The organism is Rhodopseudomonas parapalustris (assembly GCF_053772255.1).
In genome coordinates, this window is the sequence record NZ_JAMKBZ010000005.1 from 138,472 (window position 1) to 151,714 (window position 13,243).

A 13,243-nucleotide genomic window follows, 5' to 3' on the forward strand; every position below is an offset into this window, starting at 1 on the left:
TCGAACCCCTCGGACATCTTCATGAGCGATACGCCCCACAGGATCGTTATTGTCGGCGGCGGCGCCGGCGGCCTCGAACTCGCCACTGCGCTCGGCGACAAATACGGCAAGTCGGATACCGTTCGCGTAACCCTGGTCGACCGCAGCCGCACCCATATCTGGAAGCCGCTGTTGCATGCGATCGCCGCGGGCTCGCTCCGCCGCTCCCAGCACGAGCTGAACTACCTGGCCCAGGCGCATTGGCACGGCTTTCACTATCGGCTCGGCGAGATGAGCGGGCTCGACCGCGCCCGCAAGGTGATCAAGCTGGCGCCGGTGATCGACGACGAGGGCCGCGAAATCAATCCGGAAAGCGAGCTCGGCTACGATACGCTGGTGATCGCGGTTGGCAGTGTCACCAACGATTTCGGCACGCCCGGCGCCAAGGACCACGCGGTGCCGCTGGAAACGCCGGAGCAGGCGTCGCGCTTCAACAAGCGCATGGTCAATGCCTGCCTGCGCGCCCAGCATCAGCACACCCCGATCGAGCCGGGCCAGCTCCACGTCGCGATCATCGGCGCCGGTGCCACCGGCACCGAGCTCGCCGCCGAGCTGCATCACACCGCGCGTGAGATCATCGCCTACGGGCTCGACAACATCGATCCCGAGCACGACCTCAAGATCGTGCTGATCGAAGCGGCGCCAAGAATTCTGCCGGCGCTGCCGCCTAGGATTTCGGACGCGACGCTGAAGCTGCTGCGCGATCTCGGCGTCGAGGTGCGGACCGGCGCCCGGGTCGCCGAGGTGCTCGATCACGCCGTCCGGCTCGCCGATGGCGAAGTGATTCCCTCCGAACTCGTCGTGTGGGCCGCCGGCGTGCGCGCCCCGGATTTCCTCGAGCAGATCGACGGGCTGGACACCAACCGCATCAACCAGCTCGTGGTGCACCCGACACTGCAAACCACGCGGGACGACAACGTTTTCGCGATGGGGGACTGTGCCGCCTGCGCGATCCCCGGCTACGAGAACGGCGTTCCGCCGCGGGCGCAGGCCGCCCATCAGGAAGCGGAATTCATGCTGGAGCAGATCGAGAAGCGCCTGAAGGGCGAGCCGCTCGGCGAGTTCCGCTATCGCGATCTCGGCTCGCTGGTGTCGCTCGGCAAGTACTCGGCGGTCGGCAATCTGATGGGCTCGCTGGTCGGCAAGAGCTTCCTGATCGAGGGCTATTTCGCTCGCTTCATGTACCGCTCGCTATACAAGATGCACGAAGCGGCGCTGTACGGGCGCGGTCGCACGCTGCTCAGCGTGCTGTCCGGCGCCACCCGGCCGACCCCGACCGTGAAGCTGCATTAGCGGTTAGACCGCAGCGACGCCCCAGGTTTCTGCCGGACAGCGGAGATCGGCCGTCATCGGTTAGATTGGCGGCACAAAAGCTGATTCGGGCGCATGAGGAGGGCGAGGCGTGAAGAGGGGAGTGCGGTCTCGCGAGGTTGCGCTGATGGGCCAGGGCGAGCGCGATCTGCGGCTCGATTTCCTGCGTGGCGTCGGTCAGTGGATGATCTTCGTCGATCACATTCCCTACAATTTTCTGAGCTGGTTCACGCTGCGCAATTACGGCTTCTGTGATGCCGCTGAGTTCTTCGTCTACATCTCCGGCTATTCGATCGGCTTTGCCTATGGGCCGGCGGTTCGTTCCGGCGAAATGATGGCTGCGGCCAAGCGGCTGTGGACCCGTGCAGCGCAGCTCTATGTCGCGCACATCTTCCTGTTCCTGTTCTTCACCGCGCAGATCGCCCGTGCGGCGCGCCGGTTCGACAATCCGATGTACAAGGACGAGTTCAACGTCGCGCAGTTCCTTGCCAATCCCGACGTGATGATCCAGCAGGCGCTGCTGCTGACCTACAAGCCGGTCAATCTCGACGTGCTGCCGCTGTATATCGTGCTGGTGATCGCTGCGCCGCTGATCCTGTGGGGGCTGCTGCGCCGTCCGCATCTGACCCTGGTGTGCTCGGCGGTGTTGTATTTCGCCTCCCGTCACTTCGGCTGGAACCTGCCGTCGTTCCCGGACGGTCATTGGTACTTCAATCCGTTCGCGTGGCAGTTCCTGTTCGTGTTCGGGATCTGGTGCGGCTTCGGCAATGGCCCGCAGATCCGCCCCTGGGTGAAGTCTCTGCCCAACCAGATCCTGAGCTGGACCATCGTGCTGGTCGCGCTGGTGATCGCGTTGTCGTGGAATTTCGAAGCGCTGTACGGCCTGGTGCCGGAATCGATCGGCAAGATTCTGTATCCGATCGACAAGACCAGTCTGGCGCCGGTGCGGCTGATTCATTTCCTGGCGCTGCTCGCGATCGTCGTGAAACTGCTGCCGCCGGATCTGCCGGCGCTGCGGTCGGAGCATCTGCGTCCGATCATCCTGTGCGGCCAGCGTTCGCTGCCGGTGTTCTGCTTCGGCGTCATCCTCTCTTTCACCGCGCATTGGATCCTGGTGCAGGTGTCGAGCAGCATCGCGATGCAGATCCTGGTCAGCGTCGGCGGCATCGGGCTGATGACCGGCGTGGCTTGGCTCGCGACCTGGTATCGGACGCTGCCGACGCTGGTGACAGTGCCTGCGACGGTGCCGGTCGATCACGGCGACGAGGTGCCGGCGGAGGCCGAGAAGGCGTCGATCGCTGAACCTTCCGCGCCGGAGCGGGTGCCCAACGACCGCGCTTGACTCGTTGTACCGATCAGTACAATCTCGCTGCGTTTCGTTCGCAGTGGAGAAGTCGTGATGTCGCGTCCGCCGTTGCCGCCGTTCACCCGCGAGACTGCCGCCCAGAAAGTGCGGATGGCCGAAGACGCCTGGAACTCGCGTGATCCGGTGCGAGTGTCGCTGGCCTATACGCCCGACTGCCGCTGGCGGAACCGCGCCGAGTTCCTGCAGGGCCGCGACGCCATCGTCGAATTCCTGACCCGCAAATGGGCCAAGGAGCAGGACTATCGGTTGATCAAGGACCTCTGGGCGTTCGATGGCCGCCACATCGCGGTGCGCTTTCAATACGAGTGGCACGACGACGCTGGGCTCTGGTATCGCTCCTACGGCAACGAGCAGTGGGAGTTCGACGACGACGGTCTGATGCGCCGGCGCGAGGCCAGCATCAACGACGTTGCGATCAGTGAGAGCGACCGACGCTTCCACTGGCCCGCGCCGGGGCCGCGCCCGGCCGAAGTCCCAGGGCTGGCCGCGGAGCCATTTTGAGACGGTTCCGGGAGACCAATGAAAGACCGTGCTGCCCTGCTACCGCTCCTTGGCGAAGTATTCCGTACTCACGGCTACGAGGGCGCATCACTGGCGTTGATCACCGCGGCGACCGGGCTCGGCAAAGGCAGCCTGTATCACTTCTTTCCCGGCGGCAAGAAGCAGATGGCCGAAGAGGTGCTGGCCGAGATCGACGGCTGGTTCGAAGCGAACATCTTTGCGCCGCTGCGTGATCCGCCAGATCCGCGAGCTGCGATTGCGGCGATGCTGTCCGGCGTCGACGACTACTTCCGCTCCGGTCATCGCGTCTGTCTGGTCGGAGTGATCGCGCTCGGCCATGCGCGCGATGAGTTCGCTGCGCCGGTGAACGACTATTTCGTCCGCTGGCAGGACTCGCTGGCGGCCGCGCTGCGCCGCCGCGGGTTGGCGGCGGCGGCGGCCCGGCGCCGCGCCGAGGATACGGTGCTGTCGATCCAGGGCGCCCTGGTGCTGGCGCGCGCGCGCGACGATGCCGCGGTGTTCACCCGCGCATTGTCCGAACTGAAGACACGGCTGCTCGCGGCATAACGCGCCCGCTGCCGCGCTAGCTGTTCTTGCGCTCGCCACGCAGCGACGGCAGGCCGATGCCGGCGGCGTCGAAGCCGCCATCGACGGCGAGGATCTGGCCGGTGACGTAGCTGGCGCGGTCGCTGCACAGGAAGAAGATCGCTTCCGCCAGTTCCTCCTCCAACCCGTAGCGCGCCATCGGAATCGCGTCGCGATAGTCGGAGCGGATGTCCTGCGTGTGGACCTGCTTGGCCATTGCGGTGTCGACCGGGCCCGGCGCGACGCCGTTGACACGGATGCCGAGCGCAGCGAGTTCGACCGCGCACTGCTTGGTGAAGTGGGCCAGCCCGGCCTTGCTCGATCCGTAGGCGACGCGCAGCGTCGAAGCGCGCAGCGACGAGATCGAGGTGATGTTGACGATCGCGCCGCCGCCGGAGTCGCGCATCAGCGGCACCGCAGCCTGCGTCATCAGGAACGGACCAGTGAGGTTGACGTCCATCACCCGCTGCCATTCGTCGGGCGTCGTCTCCATCAGCGGCTTGAACACGGCGATGCCGGCATTGTTGACCAGCGCATCGAGCCGGCCGAACCGCTCGGTGACCGCTGCGATGTCGCGCGCGACCGACTCGCGATCGGCGACGTCGCAATGCAGCGCGATCGTGCGATCGGGTAGCGCGAGCGCGTCCATCGCAACGCGCAGGCCCTCGTCGTCACGGTCGAGCAGCGCCACCGACCAGCCGTCGGCAAGAAAGCGCTTGGCGGCGGCGAGCCCGATGCCGCGGGCGGCGCCGGTCACCAGTGCGACGTGGGGCGAGGATACGGTCATGGGCATTCCAGTCATGTGAGTGTCATCGAGCGGAAGGAGCGGGCGAACGGTCGAGGCTCCACATGCCAGCGCCGTGCCAATGCTGTCCAGCGTGGCGCGCCGTCGCGGCGACCGTGGCCCCAGGGAACGAGTCGACGACATCTGGTTTACATCGAACTGAAATACAACTTCGCGTTCAGGCGGACACGCCGCCGCCATTGAGGTCTGGGAGGTCAGGTATGCAAGACGACATCGAACAGCGAATTCGCCACCGCGCCCGCGAGCTGTGGGAAGCGCAAGGGCAGCCGGAGGGCCGGAGCGAAGAATTCTGGCTGCAGGCGGAACAGGAAGTCCGCGGCGAGAAGGAAACTTACGATCGGCTTCAGTCGGATCCGAGCATTACGGCCAATAGCTGAGCTCCACCAGGAGAAGCGCCGCCGACATTCTGTGCCGGCGGCGCTCGATCAGTTGCGTTCGACGATGCGTCAACGCACGTAGAATACTACGCCCGCGATCGTCAGCAGCGCCGCGGCGGCGAGCAGATGCGCGAACGCGCGCGAAGCTACGAGTTTGGTCGTGTCGTTCATGCGGCTTTCTCCCCAGTCTGCAGAGCCGTTGCTGCGGTCCGCGGGCATCATGATCGGAGATCGCCTGCATCGCGCAGGCAGAGTCCGGCATTGATTCCCGCCGGACATGATCGATGATGAGATACGCTGAACACCCCGCGACGACCATTCGCACTTAGAGTCCCCACTCTGCGAATAGCGACACATGAACGTTCGTCAATCAATGCGGCGGGAATTTGTTCGCCGATGTGTACGCTTGCGTGCTTTCGCGGGTTGGTCATTGCACTGCGGCACCGATGTCGATCGGTAAGGATCGGTATGCTGCACTGATCGGTCCAGCACCAGCGCCGAATTACGGTGCGGCATCCGGATCGTAGGCGGAGCTGCCGCAACCCCTTATTGCTCGCCGTCGTCGCGATGTCGGCGACGGCGAGCAACGCGGTCGTTACAGCGTCTTCAAATACTCCAGCAGTGCGCGTTTGTCGTCGTCCGACAGATCGGTGCCGAAGCCCTTGCCCTCGTGACCGCAGTTACTATCGCCGGAGTTCAGGTTGCTGCAGTCGGTAGTCACTAGCGTGTAGTCGAATGCGGTCTGGTCGGCGGCAAGTCCGACATTGACGATGTCGTAGGCCGGGCCGACCTTGAACTGCTTGACGCGCTGCGCCGCCGGCTTCAGCAGTTCCGCGAGGCTCGGCACCGAGCCGTTGTGCAGATATGGCGCGGCGGCCCAGATGCCCTGCAGGACGCGGGCCTCGTAGGCACCGTGCGGCGGGGCGGGCGGAGCTGCCGCCGGCGCCGGAATCTGCAGCCCCTGCACCGAGAAGTTCTTGAGCTGTGCCGGCGGCGGGGTGATGCCGTGGAAGGCGCCGCGGAGGTCGCGTAGCTCGGGCGGGAGAGGCAGAAGCTGCGGTGCGGGCTGCGACGTCTTGCGCTCAGCGAGCGCCTTGTCCGACAGCGGGGCCTGTGCGGTCGCGATCGGCGCCGAAGTCGGCGAGCCGCCGGCGGCGCGGAGCGCCTGCTCGGCGATCGAGCCGATCACCGAGGTGGCGAGCACGTTGAACGCCAGATCGGTTTCCTTCAGCGGCGCGGTGACCAGCGGAATGAAGGCGCCCTGCAGTACGCCGGTCTTCGCCGTCCACGCCAGGATGTCGTATTCCTTGGTGTCGGTGCCGACATTCTGGATCGGCGTCTTCCAGGTCTTGTTGTTGAAGAAGCGCACGACGCCGGGCTTGATGCCGTGGCAGTCGGCGCAACTGCCCTGGGCGTTGTAAATCGCCATGCCCTTGGCGGCGAGCGTGTTGTCGACCAGCCATGGCCATTTCGGCGGACCGATCTTCTTGACGAGATTCTCGAGCTTGCCGAGCCCGTCGAAGTTCGCCGAGTTGTTGTTGAGGAAGTTGACGTAGATGCCGTTGTTGGTCGGTTGGAAGATGCCGAACACGCCGAATACTTCACCGAGATTGCGCGACAGCGCCAGCACGTCGTTGCCGTTGTCGGCAAAGCCGGGCCACTGTGTCATGTCCTGGATCGGCGCGTTCCACAGGAACGGGTAGCGCACCGGCGCGTCCGCGACCTTGATGTTGTCGGCGATCAGGTAGCTCGGCGGCGGCCCGAGGTCGAGACCGGTCAGCCGATTGAAGATCATGCCGACCGCGTCGAGCCGCGCCGGTCCCCATTGGTACTTCGGCAGCGCCTTCTGCATCAGCGTGTGGAAACGCAAGTACCAGAGATCGAAGGACGCGCGGAGCGCCGCGACGTCGGCCGGTTCGGGCGCAGCGGTCTTCAGCACCCGGGCGGCGAACGTCTTGAAGTCGGCATCGCTGGCGACCGCACGGCCGGCGGCGGCGTCGAGGTCGGCCAGATAGTTCTGAAAGTCGACGATCGCCGGGCCGCCGTCGATCCGGTAGGACTTTCCTTCGGCGCTCATCTGGCGGGTGTGGCATGCCGAGCAGGTCATGCCGACGATCTCGGAGCCGCTCGCGCCGGACGTGGTGAACCCGACCGGCAGGCCGTCGGCGTTGGCGGGGTTCGGCAGATAGCCGTAACGCGACAGGCTCGCGTCGAGAAATGGCTGGCCGTCGGGTTGTCGCAGCGCCTTCAGCCACGACAGCGGGATCATGCGCGAGCCTTGGTCGCGCTCGTAGAAATCGGCGCGGGTCGCGGCGGTCCATTCACTGCCCTGGTCGGCGAAGATGGGAGTCTGTGTCTGAGCCTGCGCCGCGGCAGTGCCGAGCAGCGCGGTCATCAGCGGCAACGCACGGACTAATCGTCGGAACGGGACTCGCATCGTCATCCCCCTGTGAAGTAAACATCTGAAGTTGTTTTTTATAGGCAATGCAACTTTCCGGCCGTTCGTCCGGCGGACGCAAGCGCGAAGTTTTTTCGTGGTGGTAACCGGTCACGGCGGGCAGGTACCATGCGGTAGAAGAGGTAGCCAAAAATCTTCTGCCTCGCGGAATTTTGAACAATGACTGCTGCTCGTGTCCCAACAAGCGAGCGGCGTGGGACTGCCGCCGAGGTGCGTGGGGCGGGAGCGCCGGGCAGGAGGGAGGCCGGCCTCGCGATTGCCGCACGACATTCTCCGGGAGCGCGGCTGCCACGGGGACCGCATGGTTTGGGCGCGAGACCTGCGGTTGACCGGAGGGGCCTGCAGGTGTGGAACTGGTGCGCGCGGATGCGCGATGTCCCGTGACCTTTCATCCCCCCTCATGTAAAAGCCCTTCACATGAGCTGGCGCAAGGAAGAGCGCCGCGCCGAGCGCGGCTATCATCACGGCAATCTGAAAGAAGCGCTGCTGCAGGCGGCACTTGGGCTGATTGCTGAGAAGGGCCCCGGCGGCTTCACCTTCGCCGACGCCGCGCGGATGGCCGGCGTCAGCCCCGCAGCGCCGTATCGCCATTTTCGTGATCGCGACGAACTGCTGTCGAACATCGCCCAGCGCGGCTTCGAGCTGTTCGAACAGGTGCTGGCAAAGGCCTGGGACGACGGCCGTCCCGACACCGTCACGGCATTCATGCGGGTTGGACGGAGCTATCTGGCGTTCGCCCGCAGCGAGCCGGCGTACTATTCGGCGATGTTCGAATCCGGCGTGCCGATCGACGTCAATCCGATGCTGCTGACTGCCTCGGAACGTGCCTTCAACGTCATCCGCGCCGCTGCCGAGCGGCTGGCGGCGCTGACCCCGCCGGGCGTGACCCGCCCGCCGGCGCTGATGATGGCGTTGCACATCTGGTCGATGTCGCACGGCATCGCTTCGCTGTTCGGCCGCGGCGATGCCGCGCGGCGCAAACTGCCGATGGCGCCCGAGGAGCTGCTGGAGGCCAGCGTGCTGATCTACCTGCGCGGTCTCGGGTTCTCGACCGACTCTGCATCGACGACAGAAAAGCCCGCAGAACCAAAGCGATCCGGCCCCTGGGGCCCGGCCGCCTGATCGCTCCGCTCACCGCTCGGTGGGCCCTGCGGCGAAAAATCCACCAAACCTCGGACCGGTCTTTCTTGACAAACCGATAGAACCGCCCAAGTATGTAAATGTTATTTACATTCACAACGGCACCGAGCCGATGGAGAAGCAAATGGCCAACGCCGCTGACTACGAACGATGGGGGCCCCCCGGGGCGCGCTACCAGCCCGCGCTACGGTCGTCCTGGAGTCCGGGCTGGATCCTTCTGACGGTGGCCGGCTTCATCGTCTGGTGGCCGATCGGCCTCGCACTTCTCTTCTACACACTCTGGAGCAGAAACATGGGTTGCTGGGATCGCGATCGCTTCGCGGGCAAGATGGAGCGGATGCAGTGGAAGATGGAGCGGATGCGCAATCGCATGGATCGCGGTGGCTTCGGCTTCGGCCCGCCGACGAGCGGCAACCGCGCTTTCGATGAGTACCGGATGGAGACGCTGCGCCGGCTCGAAGAAGAGCAGGTCCAGTTCAAGGAATTCCTCGAGCGCCTTCGCCACGCCAAGGACAAGGAAGAGTTCGACGCGTTCATGGCCCAGCACCGGACCAAGCCGAACCCGTCCGCCGACAATTCGGCGCAGGGCTGATCGCGCCTGATCTGACCCCTTCAGCGCCAACCGCCGCCCGCCTGTGCCCCCAGGCGGGCGGCTTCTTTTTGCCGAAGTTTCGCTCGCGGCAATGTCACACCGCGCATCGCTGTCTCGTCCTATCCTCGTCAACCAAGGGAGACGACCATGACACCGCGCCTCAACCCCACCGCTGCCGCGCCCGACGCCTACAAGGCGATGGTCGCGCTGGAGACTTACATCCAGGGGAGTGGCCTCGAGCCGAGCTTGATCGAACTGGTGAAGATGCGCGCTTCGCAGATCAATGGCTGTGCGTTCTGCCTCGACATGCACAGCAAGGATGCCCGCGCCCATGGCGAGACCGAGCAGCGCTTGTATCTGCTCGACGCTTGGCGAGAATCGCCGCTCTACACTGGTCGCGAGCGCGCCGCGCTCGGCTGGACCGAGGCGCTGACGCTGATCGCGCAGACCCGTGCGCCGGACGAGGACTACGCGGCCCTGAAGCAACAGTTCAGCGATGCCGAGCAGGTGAAGCTGACGCTGCTGATCGGCGCCATCAACACCTGGAACAGGATCGCGATCGGCTTCCGCCTGCTGCATCCGACCGCAGCCTCGGCGCATGCCAAGGCCTCCTGATCCAATGCCGTCCGATGACGCCGCAGCGAGCTTCGCGCCGCTGCGGCCGCGACTGCTGCGCGTCGCCTATCGGATGTTGGGCTCGATCAGCGAAGCCGAAGACGTCGTGCAGGACGCCTACTTGCGCTGGCATCGTGCCGATCGCAGCGAGGTTCGCGACCCGGCCGGATTTCTCACGCGTACCGTCACCCGCCTGTGTCTCGACGTGCTGAAATCGGCGCGGCAGCGGCGCGAGACCTATGTCGGGCCGTGGTTGCCGGAGCCGATCGTCGCGCCGGAGTCCGAGCCGGACGGCGACGACATCACGCTGACTTTGATGCTGGCGCTGGAGCGGCTGTCGCCGCTGGAACGCGCCGCGTTTCTGCTGCACGACGTATTCGGCGTCGGCTTCGACGAGGTTGCGACGACGCTCGGCCGTGAGGTCGCTGCCTGCCGGCAACTCGCGGCAAGGGCGCGGTCGCACGTTCGGGCCGAGCGGCCGCGATTTCCTGTCTCGACCGAGCAAGGGCAGGCGATCGCCGCGGCATTTTTTCAGGCATCGCGCAGTGGCGATCTCGCCGCGCTGACGTCGCTGCTTGCGGACGAGGTCGTGTTTGTCAGCGACGGCGGCGGCAAGCGGCCGGCGGCGATCAACCCGGTGGTTGGCTGCGACCGGGTGGCCCGACTGTTCGCCGGGCTCGCGCGGAAGGCCCCGGCGGGAACGAGTTCGCTCCTCGCACTCCATGCGATCGATGGTCTACCGGGTTTCGTCTCGCGCGAGCCGGACGGGCTGCTTCAGACCACGGCGCTCGATCTTGCCGGCGGGCGGATCGTTGGAATCTACGTGGTCCGGAACCCCGACAAGCTCCGGCATCTGGTCTCGGCGCCGACTTCCGCCGGCTTGCACTGAGACGTCGGGCGGCCTCGCCTGGGGCCTTCAGCAAGCCGCCTGGCGTCCATTCGCTGGTATTTTCCCTGTTATAGTAACCCCTTATTAACCCTGATGAGGGTTTGGTGAGATCCGTCAAAACGCGGAATCAGCCCTTGTTTTGACACGTTGACAGGGGATTGAGGGGCCGGCTTCGCACAGGCCATCCCCTGCGACAACTGAAGGCTCCCATGGTGGCGCTTGGGCCAGATCGCGGCGCGTTGCCGCGGGGAGCCGGAGCCTTTGGCGGAATCGGCCGCTGCCGAAACGTGTGAGAGGATTGCGACGATGAACCCGGCCGACGTGACACAGCTTGCTCCGGCGGTCTCTACGGACGTGTCGCTGCTGTCGTTGTTCTGGCACGCCCACTGGGTCGTCAAGTCGATCATGCTCGGGCTGCTCGGCTGCTCGGTCTGGGTCTGGGCGATCGCGATCGACAAGCTGCTGTTGTTCTCGCGGACCAAGCGCGCGATGGATCGCTTCGAGCAGGCGTTCTGGTCCGGCGAGTCGATCGACGAGCTGTACCGCGCGCTGGCGGCCAAGCCGACGCATTCGATGGCGGCCTGCTTCGTGGCCGCGATGCGCGAGTGGAAGCGTTCGTTCGAAAGTCATTCGCGCTCGTTCGCCGGCCTGCAGATGCGGATCGAGAAGGTGATGAACGTCTCGATCGCGCGCGAGGTCGAGCGGCTGGAGCGCCGCCTGCTGGTGCTGGCGACGGTCGGCTCGGCCGGCCCGTTCGTCGGCCTGTTCGGCACCGTCTGGGGCATCATGTCGAGCTTCCAGTCGATCGCCGCGTCGAAGAACACCTCGCTGGCGGTGGTCGCGCCCGGTATCGCCGAGGCGCTGTTCGCTACCGCGATCGGCCTGATCGCCGCAATTCCGGCGACAATTTTCTACAATAAGTTCACGTCGGAAGTGAACCGACAGACGCAGCGGCTGGAAGGCTTCGCCGACGAGTTCTCGGCGATCCTGTCGCGGCAGATCGACGAGCGGACGTGAACGGAGGCCAGGTGAGCAGAACGGGCATTCGATCATGGGAATGAACGTAGCCGCTGGCGGTGGAGGCGGCCGGCGCCGCGGCGGTCGTCGCCCGGTGATGGCGGAGATCAACGTCACCCCGATGGTCGACGTGATGCTGGTGCTGCTGATCATCTTCATGGTCGCAGCACCGCTGCTCACAACCTCGATCGATATCGATCTGCCGGTCGCCCGTGGCGGCAATCAGATCCAGTCGAACTCGCCGCCGCTGACCCTGTCGGTGAAGCGCACCGGCGGCACCTGCAACTCGCAGGTCGAGCTGTATCTGGGCGACAGCCCGATCGCCGCCTCCGAGCTGGAAGCCAAGATGAAGGCGATCCGCGAGACCCGGTCGGAGACCGACAACGTGGTGTATCTGCGGGGCGACAAGGACGTTTGCTATACCGACATGATGAAGCTGCTCGGCAACATTCGGACCGCCGGCTTCAAGGCGAACATTGTCATCGTTCCTGAACAGGGGAGTTGAGCCGGCACCGCGCCGGCATCGGCCGCGAAGGTGGAGCAGGAATTCTGAAGGTGAAGATCGACAAGACATGGGCTGCGTCGGTGGCGTTGCACGTCCTCGTGCTCGGCTGGGCCATGCTGTCGTTCAGCTCCAGGGCGTTCGAGCTGGAGCCGCAGGACTCGGTCGCGGTCGATACCATCTCCGAAGATCAGCTCGCCAAGGTGATGGCCGGTATGCGCACCGGCAAGAAGGAAAATCCCAAGCCGCTGGTCGAGAAGGTCGCCGAGGCCAAGCCGGTCGACGACACCGTCGGCAAGATCAGCGAGAAGGCGCCGGTGGTGACCGATACCTCACCGCCGCCTCAGCCCAAGCCGAAGCCGGAAGACAAGCCGGTGGAGAAAAAGCCAGATCCGCCCAAGCCGGTGGTCAAGGAAGAGCCGAAGAAGGAAGAACCGAAGAAGGTCGAAAAGAAGCCCGAGCCGAGCAAGGAACCTGCCAAGGAAGCCGAGAAGAAGCCGGAACCAAAGGTCGATCCGATCGCCGAAGCGCTGAAGAAGGAAGAAAAAAAGAAGCCGCCCCCGAAGCCGACTCAGACCGCGGCCAAGCCGCCGGAGTCGACCAAGCAGAAGGCGGAGCGGGTGTTCGACCAGTCCAAGATCGCGGCGCTGCTCGACAAGCGCGACCCGACCCGCAACGCGGTCGCCGGCGACGTGTTGAACTCCAACGCGGCGCTGGGATTGTCGAAGGGCAAGTCCGCCGACAATTCGGCGACCTGGGGCGCGATGTTCCAGTCGCAGGTCGAGCGCTGCTGGAAGAAACCTTATGGCGGCATCGAGGCGCAGCGCGCCGAAGCGGCGTTCGTCATTCGCCTGAAGCGCGACGGCACCTTGGAAACCATGCCGCAGCCGGATGGGCATCCGTCGACGCCGTATTTGCGCGTGTATCAGGAGAGCGCTCTGCGCGCGATCATCGAATGCCAGCCGTACAATCTGCCGGCCCAGTTCTTCGACGAATGGAAGTTCTTCGCACCCGTGTTCACCGATCGACGGCCCTAATGCGAGCCG

At 65.2% G+C, this 13,243-nt stretch carries 14 protein-coding genes; 12 read left to right on the forward strand and 2 right to left on the reverse strand.

Going from position 1 to position 13,243, the window contains the following annotated elements; all coding sequences use genetic code 11:
- Window positions 1-21 precede the first annotated feature (21 nt).
- The 4 genes from M9H71_RS06915 to M9H71_RS06930 all read left to right on the forward strand — a co-directional run bounded on the left by M9H71_RS06915 (window position 22) and on the right by M9H71_RS06930 (window position 3,784).
- A complete protein-coding gene (locus M9H71_RS06915; RefSeq protein WP_455404324.1) occupies window positions 22-1,332 on the forward strand; it encodes an NAD(P)/FAD-dependent oxidoreductase in 1,311 nt (436 codons plus the stop codon).
- A gap of 145 nt (window positions 1,333-1,477) precedes the next feature.
- The gene (locus tag M9H71_RS06920) at window positions 1,478-2,692 is read left to right on the forward strand and encodes an OpgC domain-containing protein (protein WP_455404408.1); all 1,215 of its coding nucleotides are present in this window, start codon (window positions 1,478-1,480) and stop codon (window positions 2,690-2,692) included.
- 57 nt (window positions 2,693-2,749) lie between these two features.
- On the forward strand, window positions 2,750-3,217 hold the full coding sequence (locus M9H71_RS06925) for a nuclear transport factor 2 family protein (protein ID WP_455404325.1): 468 nt from the start codon (window positions 2,750-2,752) through the stop codon (window positions 3,215-3,217).
- A gap of 18 nt (window positions 3,218-3,235) precedes the next feature.
- Window positions 3,236-3,784, forward strand: a complete 549-nt coding sequence (locus M9H71_RS06930) for a TetR/AcrR family transcriptional regulator (protein ID WP_455404326.1) — start codon at window positions 3,236-3,238, stop codon at window positions 3,782-3,784.
- A 16-nt stretch (window positions 3,785-3,800) separates the two neighbouring features.
- Here M9H71_RS06930 and M9H71_RS06935 read toward each other — a convergent pair whose 3' ends face one another.
- Complete coding sequence (locus tag M9H71_RS06935; protein WP_455404327.1) at window positions 3,801-4,589, reverse strand: SDR family NAD(P)-dependent oxidoreductase; 789 nt, start codon at window positions 4,587-4,589, stop codon at window positions 3,801-3,803.
- A gap of 218 nt (window positions 4,590-4,807) precedes the next feature.
- Between M9H71_RS06935 and M9H71_RS06940 the strand changes: the two genes are divergently transcribed.
- A complete protein-coding gene (locus M9H71_RS06940; protein WP_455404328.1) occupies window positions 4,808-4,984 on the forward strand; it encodes a DUF2934 domain-containing protein in 177 nt (58 codons plus the stop codon).
- Window positions 4,985-5,579: 595 nt separating this feature from the next.
- Here M9H71_RS06940 and M9H71_RS06945 read toward each other — a convergent pair.
- Window positions 5,580-7,421 (reverse strand): di-heme-cytochrome C peroxidase, encoded by a 1,842-nt coding sequence (locus M9H71_RS06945; RefSeq protein WP_455404329.1) that lies wholly within the window; start codon window positions 7,419-7,421, stop codon window positions 5,580-5,582.
- Window positions 7,422-7,859: 438 nt separating this feature from the next.
- On the opposite strand from M9H71_RS06945, the gene M9H71_RS06950 reads away from it, so the two are divergent.
- The 7 genes from M9H71_RS06950 (at window position 7,860) to M9H71_RS06980 (ending at window position 13,234) form a co-directional block, all read left to right on the forward strand.
- A complete protein-coding gene (locus M9H71_RS06950) occupies window positions 7,860-8,564 on the forward strand; it encodes a TetR/AcrR family transcriptional regulator (protein WP_455404330.1) in 705 nt (234 codons plus the stop codon).
- A gap of 142 nt (window positions 8,565-8,706) precedes the next feature.
- The gene (locus tag M9H71_RS06955) at window positions 8,707-9,174 is read left to right on the forward strand and encodes a DUF2852 domain-containing protein (protein ID WP_455404331.1); all 468 of its coding nucleotides are present in this window, start codon (window positions 8,707-8,709) and stop codon (window positions 9,172-9,174) included.
- Window positions 9,175-9,321: 147 nt separating this feature from the next.
- A complete protein-coding gene (locus M9H71_RS06960; RefSeq protein ID WP_455404332.1) occupies window positions 9,322-9,789 on the forward strand; it encodes a carboxymuconolactone decarboxylase family protein in 468 nt (155 codons plus the stop codon).
- Window positions 9,773-10,678, forward strand: a complete 906-nt coding sequence (locus M9H71_RS06965; RefSeq protein WP_455404333.1) for a sigma-70 family RNA polymerase sigma factor — start codon at window positions 9,773-9,775, stop codon at window positions 10,676-10,678. Before M9H71_RS06960 ends, M9H71_RS06965 begins: the two co-directional genes overlap by 17 nt.
- 306 nt (window positions 10,679-10,984) lie before the next feature.
- Window positions 10,985-11,695, forward strand: a complete 711-nt coding sequence (tolQ, locus tag M9H71_RS06970; RefSeq protein WP_455404334.1) for a protein TolQ — start codon at window positions 10,985-10,987, stop codon at window positions 11,693-11,695.
- Between the two features lie 34 nt (window positions 11,696-11,729).
- Window positions 11,730-12,200 carry a biopolymer transporter ExbD gene (locus tag M9H71_RS06975; RefSeq protein ID WP_455404335.1) on the forward strand — a complete coding sequence of 157 codons (471 nt, stop codon included), beginning with the start codon at window positions 11,730-11,732 and terminating at the stop codon, window positions 12,198-12,200.
- Window positions 12,201-12,250: 50 nt separating this feature from the next.
- Complete coding sequence (locus M9H71_RS06980; protein ID WP_455404336.1) at window positions 12,251-13,234, forward strand: cell envelope integrity protein TolA; 984 nt, start codon at window positions 12,251-12,253, stop codon at window positions 13,232-13,234.
- Window positions 13,235-13,243: the final 9 nt, after the last annotated feature.